The sequence below is a fragment of the Pseudomonas sp. GW101-3H06 genome (genome assembly GCF_059424605.1).
The window spans coordinates 3,731,795-3,746,902 of record NZ_JBWKZO010000001.1; the positions used below are offsets into that span (position 1 = coordinate 3,731,795).

At 61.6% G+C, this 15,108-nt stretch carries 11 protein-coding genes; 6 read left to right on the top strand and 5 right to left on the bottom strand.

Annotation, left to right across the window (positions count from 1 at the left end; genetic code table 11):
- Nucleotides 1–145 precede the first annotated feature (145 nt).
- Together AC07ZE_RS16960 and AC07ZE_RS16965 are read right to left on the bottom strand one after the other, a co-directional pair.
- Complete coding sequence (locus AC07ZE_RS16960; RefSeq protein ID WP_207265821.1) at nt 146–1,090, bottom strand: aldo/keto reductase; 945 nt, start codon at nt 1,088–1,090, stop codon at nt 146–148.
- A complete protein-coding gene (locus AC07ZE_RS16965) occupies nt 1,087–2,364 on the bottom strand; it encodes an NTP/NDP exchange transporter (protein WP_207265822.1) in 1,278 nt (425 codons plus the stop codon). Before AC07ZE_RS16965 ends, AC07ZE_RS16960 begins: the two co-directional genes overlap by 4 nt.
- 52 nt (nt 2,365–2,416) lie before the next feature.
- Between AC07ZE_RS16965 and AC07ZE_RS16970 the strand changes: the two genes are divergently transcribed.
- Nucleotides 2,417–3,202 (top strand): alpha/beta hydrolase, encoded by a 786-nt coding sequence (locus AC07ZE_RS16970; RefSeq protein WP_207265823.1) that lies wholly within the window; start codon nt 2,417–2,419, stop codon nt 3,200–3,202.
- 150 nt (nt 3,203–3,352) lie between these two features.
- Here AC07ZE_RS16970 and AC07ZE_RS16975 read toward each other — a convergent pair whose 3' ends face one another.
- Nucleotides 3,353–4,627, bottom strand: a complete 1,275-nt coding sequence (locus AC07ZE_RS16975) for a glucarate dehydratase family protein (protein ID WP_207265824.1) — start codon at nt 4,625–4,627, stop codon at nt 3,353–3,355.
- Nucleotides 4,624–6,009: an MFS transporter gene (locus AC07ZE_RS16980; protein ID WP_207265825.1), complete on the bottom strand. Its 1,386-nt coding sequence runs from the start codon at nt 6,007–6,009 to the stop codon at nt 4,624–4,626. Before AC07ZE_RS16980 ends, AC07ZE_RS16975 begins: the two co-directional genes overlap by 4 nt.
- A 139-nt stretch (nt 6,010–6,148) precedes the next feature.
- Here AC07ZE_RS16980 and AC07ZE_RS16985 point away from each other — a divergent pair, with 139 nt between their 5' ends.
- From AC07ZE_RS16985 to AC07ZE_RS17005, 5 genes are all read left to right on the top strand, one after another.
- Entirely contained in the window at nt 6,149–7,051 is a 903-nt protein-coding gene (locus AC07ZE_RS16985; protein ID WP_207265826.1) for a LysR family transcriptional regulator, read from the top strand.
- A 306-nt stretch (nt 7,052–7,357) separates the two neighbouring features.
- Nucleotides 7,358–11,455 carry a bifunctional nitrate reductase/sulfite reductase flavoprotein subunit alpha gene (locus AC07ZE_RS16990; RefSeq protein ID WP_207265827.1) on the top strand — a complete coding sequence of 1,366 codons (4,098 nt, stop codon included), beginning with the start codon at nt 7,358–7,360 and terminating at the stop codon, nt 11,453–11,455.
- A 223-nt stretch (nt 11,456–11,678) separates the two neighbouring features.
- The gene (locus tag AC07ZE_RS16995) at nt 11,679–12,308 is read left to right on the top strand and encodes a hypothetical protein (RefSeq protein ID WP_207265828.1); all 630 of its coding nucleotides are present in this window, start codon (nt 11,679–11,681) and stop codon (nt 12,306–12,308) included.
- A 19-nt stretch (nt 12,309–12,327) separates the two neighbouring features.
- A complete protein-coding gene (locus AC07ZE_RS17000) occupies nt 12,328–12,972 on the top strand; it encodes a helix-turn-helix transcriptional regulator (RefSeq protein WP_207265829.1) in 645 nt (214 codons plus the stop codon).
- Nucleotides 12,973–13,123: 151 nt separating this feature from the next.
- On the top strand, nt 13,124–13,984 hold the full coding sequence (locus AC07ZE_RS17005) for a CAP domain-containing protein (RefSeq protein ID WP_207265830.1): 861 nt from the start codon (nt 13,124–13,126) through the stop codon (nt 13,982–13,984).
- Between the two features lie 95 nt (nt 13,985–14,079).
- Here the strand turns inward: AC07ZE_RS17005 and AC07ZE_RS17010 are convergent, their stop codons facing one another.
- Nucleotides 14,080–15,090, bottom strand: coding sequence for a GlxA family transcriptional regulator (locus AC07ZE_RS17010; protein ID WP_207265831.1), 1,011 nt, complete (start codon nt 15,088–15,090; stop codon nt 14,080–14,082).
- Nucleotides 15,091–15,108 lie beyond the last annotated feature (18 nt).

A 15,108-nucleotide genomic window follows, 5' to 3' on the forward strand; every position in this document is an offset into this window, starting at 1 on the left:
ATGGTCGTTGGGGGATCGAGCCAGTCAACGCGGACAGTATAGGAGAGCTTTTTTGAAGCCCTGATTAGATGTTCAAGCCAATGAATCCCCTCGCCACAAATGTATGTATGCCACTTACCTGTGTTCTCCCTTAAGTGGGCATCCCCTACTCCACCAGCGCAATCAACTGATAACGCTGGGCATCGGTGAGCATCGGACCGAAGCCCGCGCCGGCGTTTTCCGTCATGTAGCGCGGGTTGCCGGTGCCGGGAATGACGCAGGTCACCGCCGAATGCGACAGGATGAATTTGAGTGCCAGTTGCGGCCAGCTCTTGACCCCGACTTGTGCGGCCCAACCGGGTAGCGGTTTGCCTTGCAAGCGGCCGATCAGCCCGCCGCCACCGAACGGTCGGTTGCAGATCACCGCCACGCCCCGCTCGCGGCACAGCGGCAGGAGGCGCTTCTCGACACCGCGATCGTCCAGGGCATAGTTGATTTGCAGGAAGTCCAGCGGCTCGGCCCTGAGCACCGCTTCCACTTCTTCATAAGCCGACGAGGTGTAATGGGTGATGCCGATGTAGCGGATGCGCCCTTGTTCCTTCCATTGCCGCAAGGTCGGCAGATGGGTTTGCCAGTCCAGCAGATTGTGGATCTGCATCAAGTCGATACGGTCAGTCTGCAACAGCTTGAACGACTGCTCCATCTGTGCGATGCCTTCCTCGCGGCCCCGGGTCCACACCTTGGTCGCCAGAAACGCCGGCGAGCGCGGTTCGTGGATCGACAGCAGTTCGCCCGTGTTTTCTTCGGCGCGACCGTACATCGGCGAGCTGTCGATCACCGTTCCACCCTTCTCGAACAACGCACGAAGCACCCCGGGCAATTGCCTGTAGGCCTGATCCTGGGGCGAGACATCAAACCCGCGATAGGTGCCCAATCCGACGATGGGCAGTGGCTCGTTGCTGGAAGGAATGGCGCGGGTCTGCATGGTTTTGCCTCCTGTTCCCGTCGACAGCACGGTTTGCGCAACTGCCGGACCGAGCGTGAAGACCGCCGAAGCACCGGCAGCCAGCGTGAGTAGTTTCCTGCGGGTGAAACCGTCCGCATGGCTCATGACATGTCCCTCTCCCGTGGTGCAGGTGCGGCGCGTCGCGCCTGCTGCCTGGCCAGCCACAGGCACAACCAGCCCCACAACCCGGCAAATGGCACGATCACCACTGCCACCAGACCGAACCCCGTGCCCAGCGCCGTCAAACCCGCGGACAACCAGCCACTGGCGGCATCGCCACCGCGATAGACCAGGGTCTCGATCACATTCTTGGCCTTGTACTTCTCCTCGCGGCTCACCACCGTCCACAACACCTCCCGCGCCGGGCGCACGATGGCGAACTCCACCGCGCGGCGCAGGCCCTGGGCCAGCGCCACGGTGGTCGGCACCGGTGCCAGCGCCATGGCGGCGAATGCCACGATCGTCGCCATCGGCAAGGCAACCAACGCCCCGCCAATGCCTACCAGACGGATCAATGGCGCCGTCAGTAGCAGCTGGAACGTCAAGGTCAGCGCCGACACGATCAGATCGACGACGGCGAAGAATTGCGTCCTGCTGCCAGTATCAGCGTAGCTGCCAGCGACAATCCGTCCCTGCTCGAAATACAAGAAGGTCGCCGCACTGGTGTGCAGCAGCATGAACAGCACCAGCCCTAACAGGTAGGGAGAGCGCAGAATCAGGGTGATACCGGCAAGCATGCTGCCACCCATGCGCCGTTCGTCGATTAGCCGATTGCCGGACTGCGACTGCGTGCGCGACAGCAGTGCCCGATAGCAACGCACGGCGATTTCCAGCAACAGCGCCGCCGCGAAGGTCAAGGCCATCGGCCCCAGTCGAGTGGCCATGGTCGCCGCCAGCAACGGCCCGACAAAGGTGCCGAGGGTGCCGCCCGCCGCGATGCAACCGAACAGTCGCCGCCCTTGCTCACTGGAAAAGCGGTCGACCAGCACGCTCCAGAAAATCGAGACGATGAACAGGTTGTAGAGGCTGATCCAGACAAAAAACACCCGCCCGACCGTCACCGGCGCGACGCGGTTGGCGATCAGCAGGCCAAACACCAGCATCGACACGGCGATCACCCGGTAGATCAGCGGCACGAACCGCGTGGCCGGCAGGCGCGACGCCAGCGCGCCGAACACGGGCACCATCAGCAACATGGCCACAAAAGTGGCGGTGAACAGCCACTGCAACTTGTCGGCTCCGCCTTCGAGCCCCAGCGCATCGCGCAACGGTCGCACCAGATAATAGCTGGCGAGCACGCAGAAATGGAAAGCGAACCCCAGCCACAGGGCCGATCGTTCGGATGGCCGTACATCGAGCCATTGAGGCATCCTGGGCATCGGTGCCCTCCTTTACCGCCAGCTACACTCTGACAGCACCCCGGAGCCGTCAATGCCGCCCACTAACGTTAGCCGAATGTCCCGGACCCTGATGGTACTCGTCGTCATCCTCGCAGCGTTGTACCTGGCGCTTTGCGCTGCGCTGTTCGTGTTTCAGCGCGCGCTCATCTACTACCCGCAACCTCGCGCCGTCGACTCAGCCGCGCCGCTGCTCACCTTGCCCGTCGACGACGCGAAAGTGCTGGTCTCGATCAGGCCGCACGTGGGTCCCAAAGCGCTGATTTACTTCGGTGGCAACGCCGAGGACGTCTCGCGCAGCCTGCCGGAATTCGCCCAGGCCTTTGCTGAGCATGCCCTGTATTTCATGCATTACCGGGGCTACGGCGGCAGCAGTGGCACGCCTTCCGAAGAAGCCATTGCCCGCGACGCCATGGCCTTGTTCGACAAGGTCTACGCCGACCACCCGCAGGTTATCGTGGTCGGGCGCAGCCTGGGTTCGGGCGTGGCCATTCGCCTGGCCAGTGCTCGCCCGGCGACGAAATTGATATTGATCACGCCTTACAACAGCCTGGAGGAGCTCGCTGTCCGCCAGTTCCGCTGGTTTCCGGTGCAGTGGCTGCTGCAGGATAAATTCGAGTCCTGGCGCTATGCCGAACACATCACGATACCGACACGGCTGATCGCTGCCGAGCATGATGAAGTGATTCCCGCTGCCAGTACCCGGCGGCTCTTCAGCCATTTTCCTGAGGGTGTGGCGACGCTGCAGGTGATTGCGGGCACCGGGCACAACTCCATCAGCGACAGCCCTGAATACCTAAAAGCGCTGGGAGACCTGTAGATACTCTGTTCACGGTCAAGCTTTCGCGAGCAAGCCCGCTCCCACAGGGTCGAGGTACATCCGCAAAATACAGGACGCAAAAAAAGTCCGGGCAAGCGCGACCACGCTTCCCGGACCAAAGGTTGCTACATGCCCATCAAAACCCTGCAATCAGAACCGAGGCTTGACCGCCTTCCACTCCGGTTTGTAACGCTGCATCTGCTTCACATCATCGCGCTGGCGAATCCCGCACGTCAGGTACTGATCATGCAGCTTGCCCAACTGATCGTGATCCAGTTCCAGGCCCAACCCCGGTGCCCGGGTGATCTTCACGCAGCCATCGACGATCGGCAGCTTGCCGCCCTTGATCACTTCTTCATCCGGTTCCTGCCACGGGTAGTGGGTGTCGCAGGCGTAATCGAGGTTCGGCACCGAGGCGGCGACATGGGCCATGGCCATCAGGCTGATGCCCAGGTGCGAGTTCGAATGCATGGACACGCCTAGCCCGAAGGTCTCGCACATCTTCGCCAGTGCCTGGGTGTCGCGCAGGCCGCCCCAGTAGTGGTGGTCGGCGAGGACGATCTGCACGCTGTTCTGCGCCACGCTGCGGCGGAACTCATCGAAGTCGGTGACCACCATGTTGGTCGCCAGCGGCAGGCCGGTGCGTTTGTGCAGCTCGGCCATGCCATCCAGGCCCGGCGTCGGGTCTTCGTAATACTGCAGGTCGTCACCGAGCAGTTCGGCCATGCGGATCGAGGTTTCCAGCGACCAGTTACCGTTCGGGTCGATGCGCAGCGGATAGCCGGGAAACGCCTTTTTCAAGGCCTTGATGCACGACACTTCATGCTCCGGCGGCAGCGTGCCGGCCTTGAGTTTGATGCTCTTGAAGCCATAGGCCTCGATCATCCGACGCGCCTGGGCAACGATCTGCTCCTCGTTCAGCGCCTCGCCCCAACTGTCGGGCTTGTAGGGTGAATCGACGTGCTGCGCGTACTTGAAGAACAGATAGGCGCTGAATGGAATCTCGTCGCGGATCGCCCCGCCCAGCAAGTCCACCAAGGGCACGTTCAGGGAGTGTGCCTGCAGGTCCAGAAACGCCACTTCAAACGCCGAGTAGGCATTGCTCACCGCTTTGCTGGCGTGTGACCCCGGTGCCAACTCTGCACCGGCAAGGCTCGCCGGTTTGTTCGCCGCCACCGTGGCCTGGACGATTGCGCGCAGTTGATTGAGGTTGAACGGGTCCAGGCCGATCAGTTGGCTTTGCAATTGCTGCTGGATCGCCAGTGCAGGCGCGTCGCCGTAGCTTTCACCCAGGCCGATGTAGCCATTGTCGCTTTCGATCTCGATGATCGAGCGCAGCGCGAAGGGTTCATGAATGCCGCTGGCGTTGAGCAACGGCGGATCACGGAAGGCGATGGGGGTGACGGTGACGCGTGTGATTTTCAAGAGGCTGCTCCCGTTGGATCAGATTTCAGGGCTGGATGACTGACCGGCTTTTTTGCGGTGGCGTCTTCGGCCGGCGAGCTCAGGATGTTGCCGCGCGGTGCGGTGCGGGCGAAGAAGATCACCACCGCCGCGACCAGTGATGTAGCGGCCAGACCATACAGGCCGCCCTCGATGGAACCGGTGGTCTGCTCCAGGATGCCGAACGCGGTCGGAGCGACGAACCCGCCGAGGTTGCCGATGGAGTTGATCAGGGCGATCACCGCCGCGGCGATGCGCGCGTCCAGATAGCCTTGCGGGATCGGCCAGAACAATGCCGAGGCCGCCTTGAAGCCGATCGCGGCAAAACAGATGGCGACGAAAGCGAAGACCGGGCCACCGGTGGTGGACATGAACATGCCGAACGAGGCGATCACCAGCGTCACCGCAACCCAGGCCTGCTGGTATTTCCATTTGCTGGCCATGGCGGCGAAGCCGTACATCGCGACGATGGAGATGATCCACGGAATCGAGTTGAACAGGCCGACCTGGAAGTCACCGAGGTTGCCCATCTTCTTGATCATGCTCGGCAGCCAGAACGTGGCGCCGTAAATGGTCAGGGCGATGGAGAAGTAGATGAAACAGAACAGCGCGATCTGTTTGTCGGCCAGCAACTTGAACATCGACGGTTTGACCGTATGCGTGGCATCGCGGGCCTGCTGCTCCAGATCAATGGCCGTGATCAGTGCGCTCTTTTCTTCCGCGCTGAGCCACTTGGCTTCCCGTGGATGGGATTGCAGCCAGAACCAGACAAAACCGCAGAGGGCGATGGAGGCAAAGCCCTCGATCAGGAACATCCACTGCCAGCCGTGCAGGCTCAAGCCCTCGATGTGCAGCAGCGCGCCGGACACCGGGCCGGAAATCACCGAAGCGATGGCCGAGCCGCTGAGAAAAATCGCCATGGCTTTGCCGCGTTCGGTCGATGGCAGCCATTGGGTGAAGTAGTAAATGATGCCGGGAAAGAAGCCGGCTTCAGCGGCGCCGAGGATAAAGCGCAGCACATAGAAGCTGGTTTCACCCTGCACGAAGGCCATCGCCATCGCGGCGGCGCCCCAGGTGAACATGATCCGCGTCAGCCAGGCGCGGGCGCCGTAGCGCTGCAGCAGAAGATTGGACGGTACTTCGAAGATTGCGTAGCCAATGAAAAACAGCCCGGCACCCAGGCCATAGGCGGCAGCACCAATGCCCAGGTCGGTTTCCAGGTGGCTGCGTACGAAGCCGATGTTGACCCGGTCGATGTAGTTGACGATGAACATGATCACGAACAGCGGCAGGATGTGGCGCTTGACCTTGGCGGCCGCGCGGGCGAGCACGTTCGGGTCGGGTGGACTCTGGTGGGTATTCAAGGGGCGACTCCCGATCATTTTTTTTGTAGGGGTAGCTGTAGGGATAGCTTTAAGGGGTGTAGGCCTGGGCCGATGATGGACGCCCGCATTGATCCCGTCTAATCTAACTTGGCATTCGATTGATACCTGGATTAGATCAATGTTCGAACTGACGCAACTGCGCTGCTTTACCACCGTCGCCACCGAACTGAATTTCCGCCGCGCCGCCGAACGGCTGAACATGACCCAACCGCCGCTGAGCCGGCAGATTCAGTTGCTGGAGCATCACCTGGGGGTCGAGCTGTTCACCCGCAGTACCCGCAGCGTCGCCCTCACCGCTGCCGGCCGTGCGTTCTTCATCGAGGCACAGAATCTGCTGGAGCGCGCCCAGCAAGCCGCGGTGACCGCCCGGCGTTTTGCTGAGGGCGATATTGGCTCGGTCAATATCAGCTTCGTCGGCAGCGCGGTGTACGAGTTCCTGCCCAAGGTCATTGCCGAGGCGCGACTGACGCAGCCCCACGTCAAAATCGACCTGTCGGAAATGAACACCTACCAGCAACACGAAGCCCTGCGCGCCCGTCGCATTGACCTGGGCATCGCCCGCGCGCCATTGCTGGAGCCTGGTTATTCCACCGAATGCCTGGTGCGCGAACCCTTTGTACTGGCGGTACCGAGCATTCATCCACTGGCCACGGCCGCCAGCGTGTCGGTCAAGGACCTCGACGGCCAGCCGTTCCTGATGTACTCCCACGCCGCCTACCCACCGTTCAACGAGCTGCTGACCGGTATGCTGCGCTCGGCCCGCGTTGCGCCGGATTACGTTCAGTGGCTGGGGTCGTCCCTGACCATCCTTGCCCTGGTCAACGCCGCCATGGGCCTGGCCCTGGTGCCCCGTTGCGCCACCAGCGTGGTGTTCAAGAACGTGGTGTTTCGCGATATCGACCTGGGCGAAGGGGTGCAAAGCGAGCTGCATCTGATCTGGCGCGAAAACAACGACAACCCGGCGTTCGCGATGCTGCTGGAAGGGATTCGGCGGGCGGTGCGTGAGGGGTGGGGATCGTAGCCCGCCCTGTGGGAGTGAGCCTGCTCGCTCCCATAGGGATTGCAGACTCGCCATCCGCTGGTGCATCGAGCCTGAACATCGCAATAAAAAAGTGCATCCAACGGTTGCTCCATCACTGCTGACAGCCTCAAAAGCCTTTACAGCGTGGCCTTGAGGGTTCTGGCCCGCCCTTTGCAACCACCTGATACGCAGTCAACGCAGATTGCACCTATACGACAAAGGCGCCGTGTAGCCCCCGTTCCGACGGAGGGCCGCATGGCGCCTTTTGCGTTTCTGAATTGATCAGGTGTTGGCAGGGTTTCGAGGATGGCAGACAAAACCGTACGCAGCGTATGTCCCTTCTGTGGTGTGGGTTGCGGCATCGTCATGCAGGTCGAAGGCAATCGGGTGGTCAAGGTCGCAGGCGACAAGACCCATCCGACCAATTTTGGTCGGCTCTGCACCAAGGGTACGACCTGCGGACAGGCGATTGCCGAATCGGGCCGGATGGAAAACGCCTATCTGCGCCAGGCGCGCAATCAGGAACCGGCGCGGGTCGCCATGGATCAGGCGATCAGCGAAACGGCCAGCAGGTTGCGCGGCATTCTCCAGAGCCATGGACCCGATGCCTTGGCCTTCTATGTCTCGGGGCAGATGTCACTGGAAGCTCAGTACCTGATCAACAAACTGGCCAAGGGCTTTGTCCGTACCAACAACATCGAATCCAACTCGCGCCTGTGCATGGCCAGCGCGGGGAGCGGCTACAAACTCTCGCTTGGTTCCGACGGGCCACCCGGCTCCTACGAGGACTTCGACAAGGCGGATCTGTTCTTTGTGATCGGCGCCAACATGGCCGACTGCCACCCGATTCTGTTCCTGCGCATGATGGACCGGGTCAAGGCCGGGGCCAAACTGATCGTGGTCGATCCCCGGCGCAACGCCACGGCGGACAAGGCCGGCCTGTTTCTGCAAATCCGCCCCGGCACTGACCTGGCCTTGCTCAATGGCTTGCTGCATCTGCTGGTAAAAAACGGCTACACCGACCCGGACTTCATCGCCACGTTCACCGAAGGCTGGGAAGTCATGCCGCAATTCCTCGACGACTACCCGCCGGACAAGGTCGCAGCGATCACTGGCCTTGCCGAGGCGGACATTCGTCAAGCGGCCGAGTGGATCGGCCAAGCGGCTGATTGGATGAGCTGCTGGACCATGGGCCTGAACCAAAGCACCCACGGCACCTGGAACACCAATGCCCTGTGCAACCTGCACCTGGCCACCGGCGCGATCTGCCGGCCCGGCAGCGGGCCGTTTTCCCTGACTGGCCAACCCAATGCCATGGGTGGCCGGGAAATGGGCTACATGGGGCCGGGCCTGCCGGGTCAGCGTTCGGTACTGGTCGAGGCGGACCGGGCGTTCATCGAGGACTTGTGGAGCATTCCCCGTGACAGCCTGCCCTGCAACGTCGGTGGTGGCACCGTGGACATGTTCGAGCAAATGGCTGAGGGCCGGATCAAGGCTTGCTGGATCATCTGCACCAACCCGGTGGCATCGGTGCCCAACCGCCGCACAGTGATTGAAGGCCTGCAAGCCGCCGAACTGGTCATCACCCAGGACGCCTACCTCGACACCGAGACCAACCGTTACGCCGACATCCTCCTGCCCGGCGCGCTCTGGGCCGAGGCCGAAGGGGTGATGATCAACTCCGAACGCAACCTGACGCTGATGCAGCAAGCCGTGGAGCCGCCCGGCGAAGCATTGGCCGACTGGCAGATCATCGCTCGGGTAGCATGCGCAATGGGCTTCGCCGAGGCGTTTACCTACACTTCGGCCGCCGAGGTGTTTGAAGAGATCAAACGCGCCTGGAACCCCAAGACCGGCTATGACATTCGCGGGGCCAGTCATGCGCGTCTTCGGGATAAACCGCTGCAATGGCCCTGCGCGGAAAACGACAGCGAGGACCGCCATCCGATTCGCTACCTCAACAATGGCGTGAGCCAACAGCTCAAGGTCGAAGCCGATGGCAGCCGGCCGGCCATTGTCTTCGCCACCGAACGCGGCAAAGGGATCTTCCTGGCCCGTCCACACATGCCACCGGCGGAAATGCCCGATGAACACTTTCCCTTTGTCCTCAACACCGGACGCTTGCAGCATCAGTGGCACACCCTGACCAAGACCGGCAAGGTCGCGACCCTGAACAAGCTCAATCCCGGCCCCTTCGTCGAGATCCATCCGCAAGATGCCGCCCGCTTCGGCATTCGCGACAAGGATCATGTCGAAGTGCGCTCCGTGCGTGGCCGCGCCGTACTGCCGGCGGTGGTGACCGACCGGGTGCGTGAGGGCAATTGTTTTGCGCCGTTTCACTGGAACGATGTGTTCGGTGAAAACCTGGCGATCAATGCCGTCACCCAGGATGCGGTCGATCCGATTTCGCTGCAGCCCGAATTCAAATTCTGCGCAGTCGCCCTGCAACGGGTCGAACTGATCGAGCACCAGTTCCTCGAAGTGCCTGCGCCTGCCGACGAACTTCTCCCCGTTTGCCCTTTGCCAGAGGAACTCGCCATGTCGAGCATCGAGGCATTTGCCGATATCGCCGGTGTCAGTCGCCTGCCCTCACCGAAGCTCAATGAACACGAACGCCTTTACCTCGCCGGTTTTGTCAGTGGCCTGCAATCCACTGAGGGTCGGCAGACCGGTGGCGTACCTGTCCTGCCAGCCAACGCCCCCCTGGCCACCGACACCCGGTTATGGCTCGATGGCGTGTTGGGCGGCTTGTTCAGCCGGGCCGATACAGCCATTCAAGCACTGAGCGATAGCACTGAGTTGCTATCCGCGAGCATGCCCGCAGTGACGCTGCTATGGGCTTCGCAAACGGGCAATGCCGAAGCCTTGGCCGAGCGCTTCGCCAGCCGTTTGCGCGACGCCGGCATCGCCGTCGAGCTGAGCGCGATGGCCGACTTTCCCGCCAGCAAACTGGCCAGCACTCAGAACCTGGCCGTGATCAGCAGCACCTTCGGCGACGGCGATCCGCCGGACAATGGCGAAGGTTTCTGGCACAGCTTGAGCCGTGCCGAGACACGCCTTCAGTCCCTGCGTTTCGCGGTACTGGCCTTGGGAGATCCCAACTATGACCAGTTTTGCCAACACGGCAGGAAACTCGATCAGCGTCTCCAGGAACTGGGCGCCACGCGACTGCTGGAACGGGTCGATTGCGACACCGAGTTCGAGGCCCGCGCGGAGCAGTGGCTGGCCGACCTTCTGAAAACCCTGCAACCGGTAACGATCAATCCGGCACCGGTTGCTGTCGCCAGCCCTGTCACCGCACCGTGCAAGGCCAAACCCTATGCCTCCCGCTTACTGAGCAACCTGCACCTGAACCAGCAAAGCGCCAACAAGGAAACTCGCATGTTTTCCCTGGCACTGGCCGATTCCGGACTGCACTACGAAGCGGGCGATGCCTTGGGCGTGTTGCCGCGCAACTGCCCGGAACTGGTCGGCGAGATGCTGGAACTGACGCGGCTGGGCGCCGACACCACCGTTCACGTCGACAAGGTCGGTGAACTGCCGTTGCATCAGGCATTGACCGAACATTTTGAAATCGCCCGGCCCAACAGCGACACCCTGGCGTTCATCGCCGAGCGCAGTCGCAATCCGGCGTTGAAACAGCTGCTGGCCAGCGAGCGCAAGGCTGAGTTGAAAGACTGGCTGTGGGGTCGACAACTGGCAGACGTGTTGCAGGCGTTTCCGGTCGACTGCTCCGCCAGTGAGTTGCTGGGCACGCTCAAGCGTCTGCAACCGCGACTGTATTCCATCTCCTCCAGCCCCAAGGCGCACCCGCAGGAAGTCCATCTCACGGTGGCCGCCGTGCGCTACGGCAAGCGCAAGGGCGTGTCCTCGACCTTTCTTGCCGATCGCGCCGCAGACAGCACCGTCCCTGTCTTCGTGCAGCCGTCGAAACACTTCCGTGCCCCCGCCGATGGTGACGTGCCCATGATCATGATCGGCCCCGGCACCGGCGTCGCACCGTTTCGCGCCTTCCTGCAAGAACGTCGCGCCCGGGGCGACCAGGGCAAGAATTGGCTGTTTTTCGGTGAGCAGCACGCCGCCAGCGATTTTTACTACCGTGATGAACTGCAAGGCATGCAGCGTGATGGCCTGCTGACTGAACTCAGCCTGGCCTTTTCCCGTGACCAGGCACAGAAGATCTACGTGCAGGACCGCCTCCGCGAACAGGGTGCCGAACTGTGGCGCTGGTTGCAGGAAGGCGCGCAGCTGTACATCTGCGGGGATGCCGGTTGCATGGCCAGGGATGTCGACCAGGCCTTGCGCCGGATTGCCCAGGACCATGGCGGATTGTGCACCGAAGGCGCTGCGGATTACTGGCGCCAGTTGAGCGAACAGAAGCGTTATCTGCGGGATGTTTACTGACTGGTTTGCCGATAAACCTGTGGGAGCGAGCCTGCTCGCGAAGAAGGAGTGTCAGTCGACCTCATTGTTGACTGATAGGCCGCTTTCGCGAGCAGGCTCGCTCCCACATTTATGTGAGTGCACTCACGACCGTTGATCCGGGATTTCGGCGCCCGGCAATAAAAACATATTTTTATGCCTATATTGATACTGTCGTACGTTCCCACTACACGAGGGTGCCGTCATGAATATCAAGATCCTGGCTCTGATCCTCCTGGCCTTCTGCGCACAACCGGTCTGGAGCCAGACTCCGGCTGCCTCCCCCGCCGCGACTGACAGCGCTGCGCTGACCATGCGCCTGGCCTTGCGCGACCTTTGGGTCGAGCATATTTTCTGGATCAGAACCTACGCGCAGGCCAATCAGTCAGCCGACCAGAAACAAGCCAAAGTCGCCGCCGATCAAGTGGTCGACAACGCCAAAAAAATCGCCAACAGCATCGCCCCGCTCTATGGCCAACCGGCCGCCGATCAACTGCTGAAGTTGCTTGCAGGCCATTGGGGCGCGGTGAAACACTACAGCGACGCAACAGTTGCCAAGAACACAAAAGGTAAGCAAACCGCCGTTACGGAGTTAACCAGCAATGCCAAGGCAATTGCGGCTTTTCTGGCGGGTGCCAACCCCAACTTGCCCGAAGCCACGTTGGTGAACTTGCTGTCGGCACACGGCGGCCACCACATTGCGCAGATCGATGAGTTCGCCGCCCACGACTACGCAGGCGAAGCAAAGACCTGGCAGATGATGCGCACGCACATCCTGGCGCTGGCGGATGCGTTGACCGCGGCACTGGTCAAGCAATTCCCGGACAAGTTCTGACACCGCGCGAGGGCACACCATGCTGGAAGGACTGGGCCGGACACAGCAGGACTTGCTCAATGCGTTGCTGCACCAAGCGGGCGGCATGAGCATTGACGAGTTGGCCGAGCATCTGGCGGTCACGCGCACGGCGATTCGCCAACACCTGGCAGCGCTGGAACGTGACGGCCTGGTGCTGCGCGGTGAAACCCGGCCGACGGGGCGGCGGCCGGAGCAGTTGTATCGGCTCACCGACCACGCCAGGGAGCAATTCCCTCGCCAGTATCAGTTGCTGGCCAGCGCGCTGATTGATGAAGTGGCCGAGATCATCGGCCCCGAGGCCCTGGCGACGCTGATGCGCAACCTGGGTCGAAAACTGGCCCGGGACCGCGAACGGCAAGTCGTCGATGAAGTGAAGATCGTAGAGCACATGAATCAGGCGGGGTATGAAGCCGAAGTGTTCTTTCGCTCATCCGGTGACGCGCAAATCGTCGCACACAACTGCGTGTTCCATCGCCTGGCCGCGGCCCATCCAGTGGTCTGCGAACTGGATCTGGCCCTGATCGGTACGTTGGGCGGCGGTGAGGTCGAGCACACCGAATGCATGGTCCGTGGCGGTCATGTCTGCCGCTTCAAACTGCGGCCGACCAACTCTGTGCAGGCGGTTGAACCCCATTCCCGCTGACAGGAGAAATGCCCTTTTGTGCTACGTCCGTCGGACATAAGAGCGTCCCTGTAAATTTCCCCTCCTGCGCCTTGAACTTGTTTCGGGGCGCCAGTCTAAACCCGCGATTCATCCTCCCAACCGTCGTCATCTCATCAGAGCTGTCCGCCCCATGCGCCAAACCGCCCTCGCCTTGCGCTTCACTTCGCTGTGCCTGCTGACCTCTCTTCCGTTGATCGCCAGCCCCGCCCACGCCGGTGCGGAGCGAGATCTGGTGGTAGCCATCAATGACTACCGTGCCCATCCCCAGGGCTGCGAACGCCGCCCCACTCAACGCTTGTCGCCACTGGCGCTGAAATCCAGCCTGGCGTTGCCGATAGGTTATGGCGGCGGCTTGCGGGAAAGATTGAAAGATTCCGGGTACCAGGCGGTATCGGTGCGCAGCATCCGGGTGGTGGGTGCGCGAGATGCCGAAGAGGCGTTCGACCTGATGCAGAGTGACCACTGCTCCGCCTTGCTCGACAGCCAATACACGGATGTCGGGGTCAGCCGCAGCCGCGGTGAGTGGCAAGTGGTGCTGGCGCGGCCAGTGCTGGACAGCCAGATGGGCGATACGCGCAGCGTCGGCAAAACCTTGCTGGCACAGGTCAACGCCGCCCGGGCCAAACCGCGTCTGTGTGGTCGCCAGCGCTTCGCCGCCGCCCGGCCATTGGCCTGGAACGCCAGCCTCGGCGCAGCGGCCCAAGGGCATAGCAAGGCGATGGCCTACGGCAATTATTTCTCCCACCGCGATCCTGATGGTGACACCGCCACTGACCGGGCGCGGGCCGCCGGTTTTCGTGGTCGGCAGATCGGGGAAAATATCGCGGCGGGTCAAGGCTCACCGAGCAAGGCGATGGCCGGGTGGCTGGCCAGCCCGGGACATTGCGCCAATTTGATGAATCCGGTGTTTACCCAGGTCGGTGCAGGCGTCGCAACGCAAGCGCGCAGTGATCAGGGGGTTTATTGGACGATGATGTTTGGGGCCCCTTGAGGGAAGTGAGATCGAAGGATCGCAGCCTGCGGGGCATAAATTGCAATGCAGGAGCTGTCGAGTGAAACGAGGCTGCGATTGTTTGATTCTTCGGTTCACTTGACCAACCGTGTTTCCTTCGACGGCCGATAACCGAAATACGAGCTGTAGCACTTGCTGAAGTGGCTGGGCGAAACGAAACCACAAGCCACCGACACTTCAACGATGCTCAGCGAAGTGTGCTGCAACAAGCGCCGCGCCTCAGTGATCCGCAAGTCCATGTAATAGCGCTGCGGCGTAGTGCCCAACTGTTCCTTGAACAGGCGCTCGATCTGACGCCGGGAGCGGCCCGCGTATTCACAGAGGGCCTCCATCTCCAGCGGCTCTTCGAGGTTGGCGTCCATCAGGTTGACCACCTCGCGCAACGGACCACAGACCGAGGCATTCAGCGAAGGCTTTATCCGCCGGTAACGCGACGCCTCGAACGCCAGGATATCCTCGATGCCGTCGGTCAACGCCTTATCGTGCAATCCCCTGATCCATTCCAGCGCCATGTAGAACGTGCCGTTTGGACTGGAGGCGGTCAGGCGGTCGCGGTCCACCACATAGGCTTCGCTAGTGACCTGGGTCAGCTTGGCGATCTCCGCAAGTGCCGGGCGATGCTCGGGGTGAATCGCACAGCGATAGCCGTCCAGCAAACCGGCTCGGCCGAGAAACCACGCGCCATTCCATACCCCGGCCAGAGTAACGCCCAATTCCGATGCGCCATGCAGCAGGCTGATCAACGCCTCGTCAGCTTTAAGCTCAGTGCGGTAGCCACCACATACCACCAGCAAATCCAGCGCCTGAATCTCGGCATGGCTCAGGCAGGCATCAGGTCGAATCACCAACCCCAGATCGCTGATCACTTCCCCTTCAGTCAAGCCAAAGGTTTTCGTTGAAAACAAATCAGGCCGCAGCAGATTGGCGGTGATGACCGTATCGAGCGCCTGGGTAAACGCCGGTAACGAAAAATGCTCAAGCAGCAGGAAACCTGCCTTGGCACGCACTGACTGACCTTCGTGCTCGTTGAGGTAGCGCAGGTTCTTTCCCTTCATGCCACCGCTGAACTGACGTCGTTCTACCAATGCACGCCTCGCTTCGTC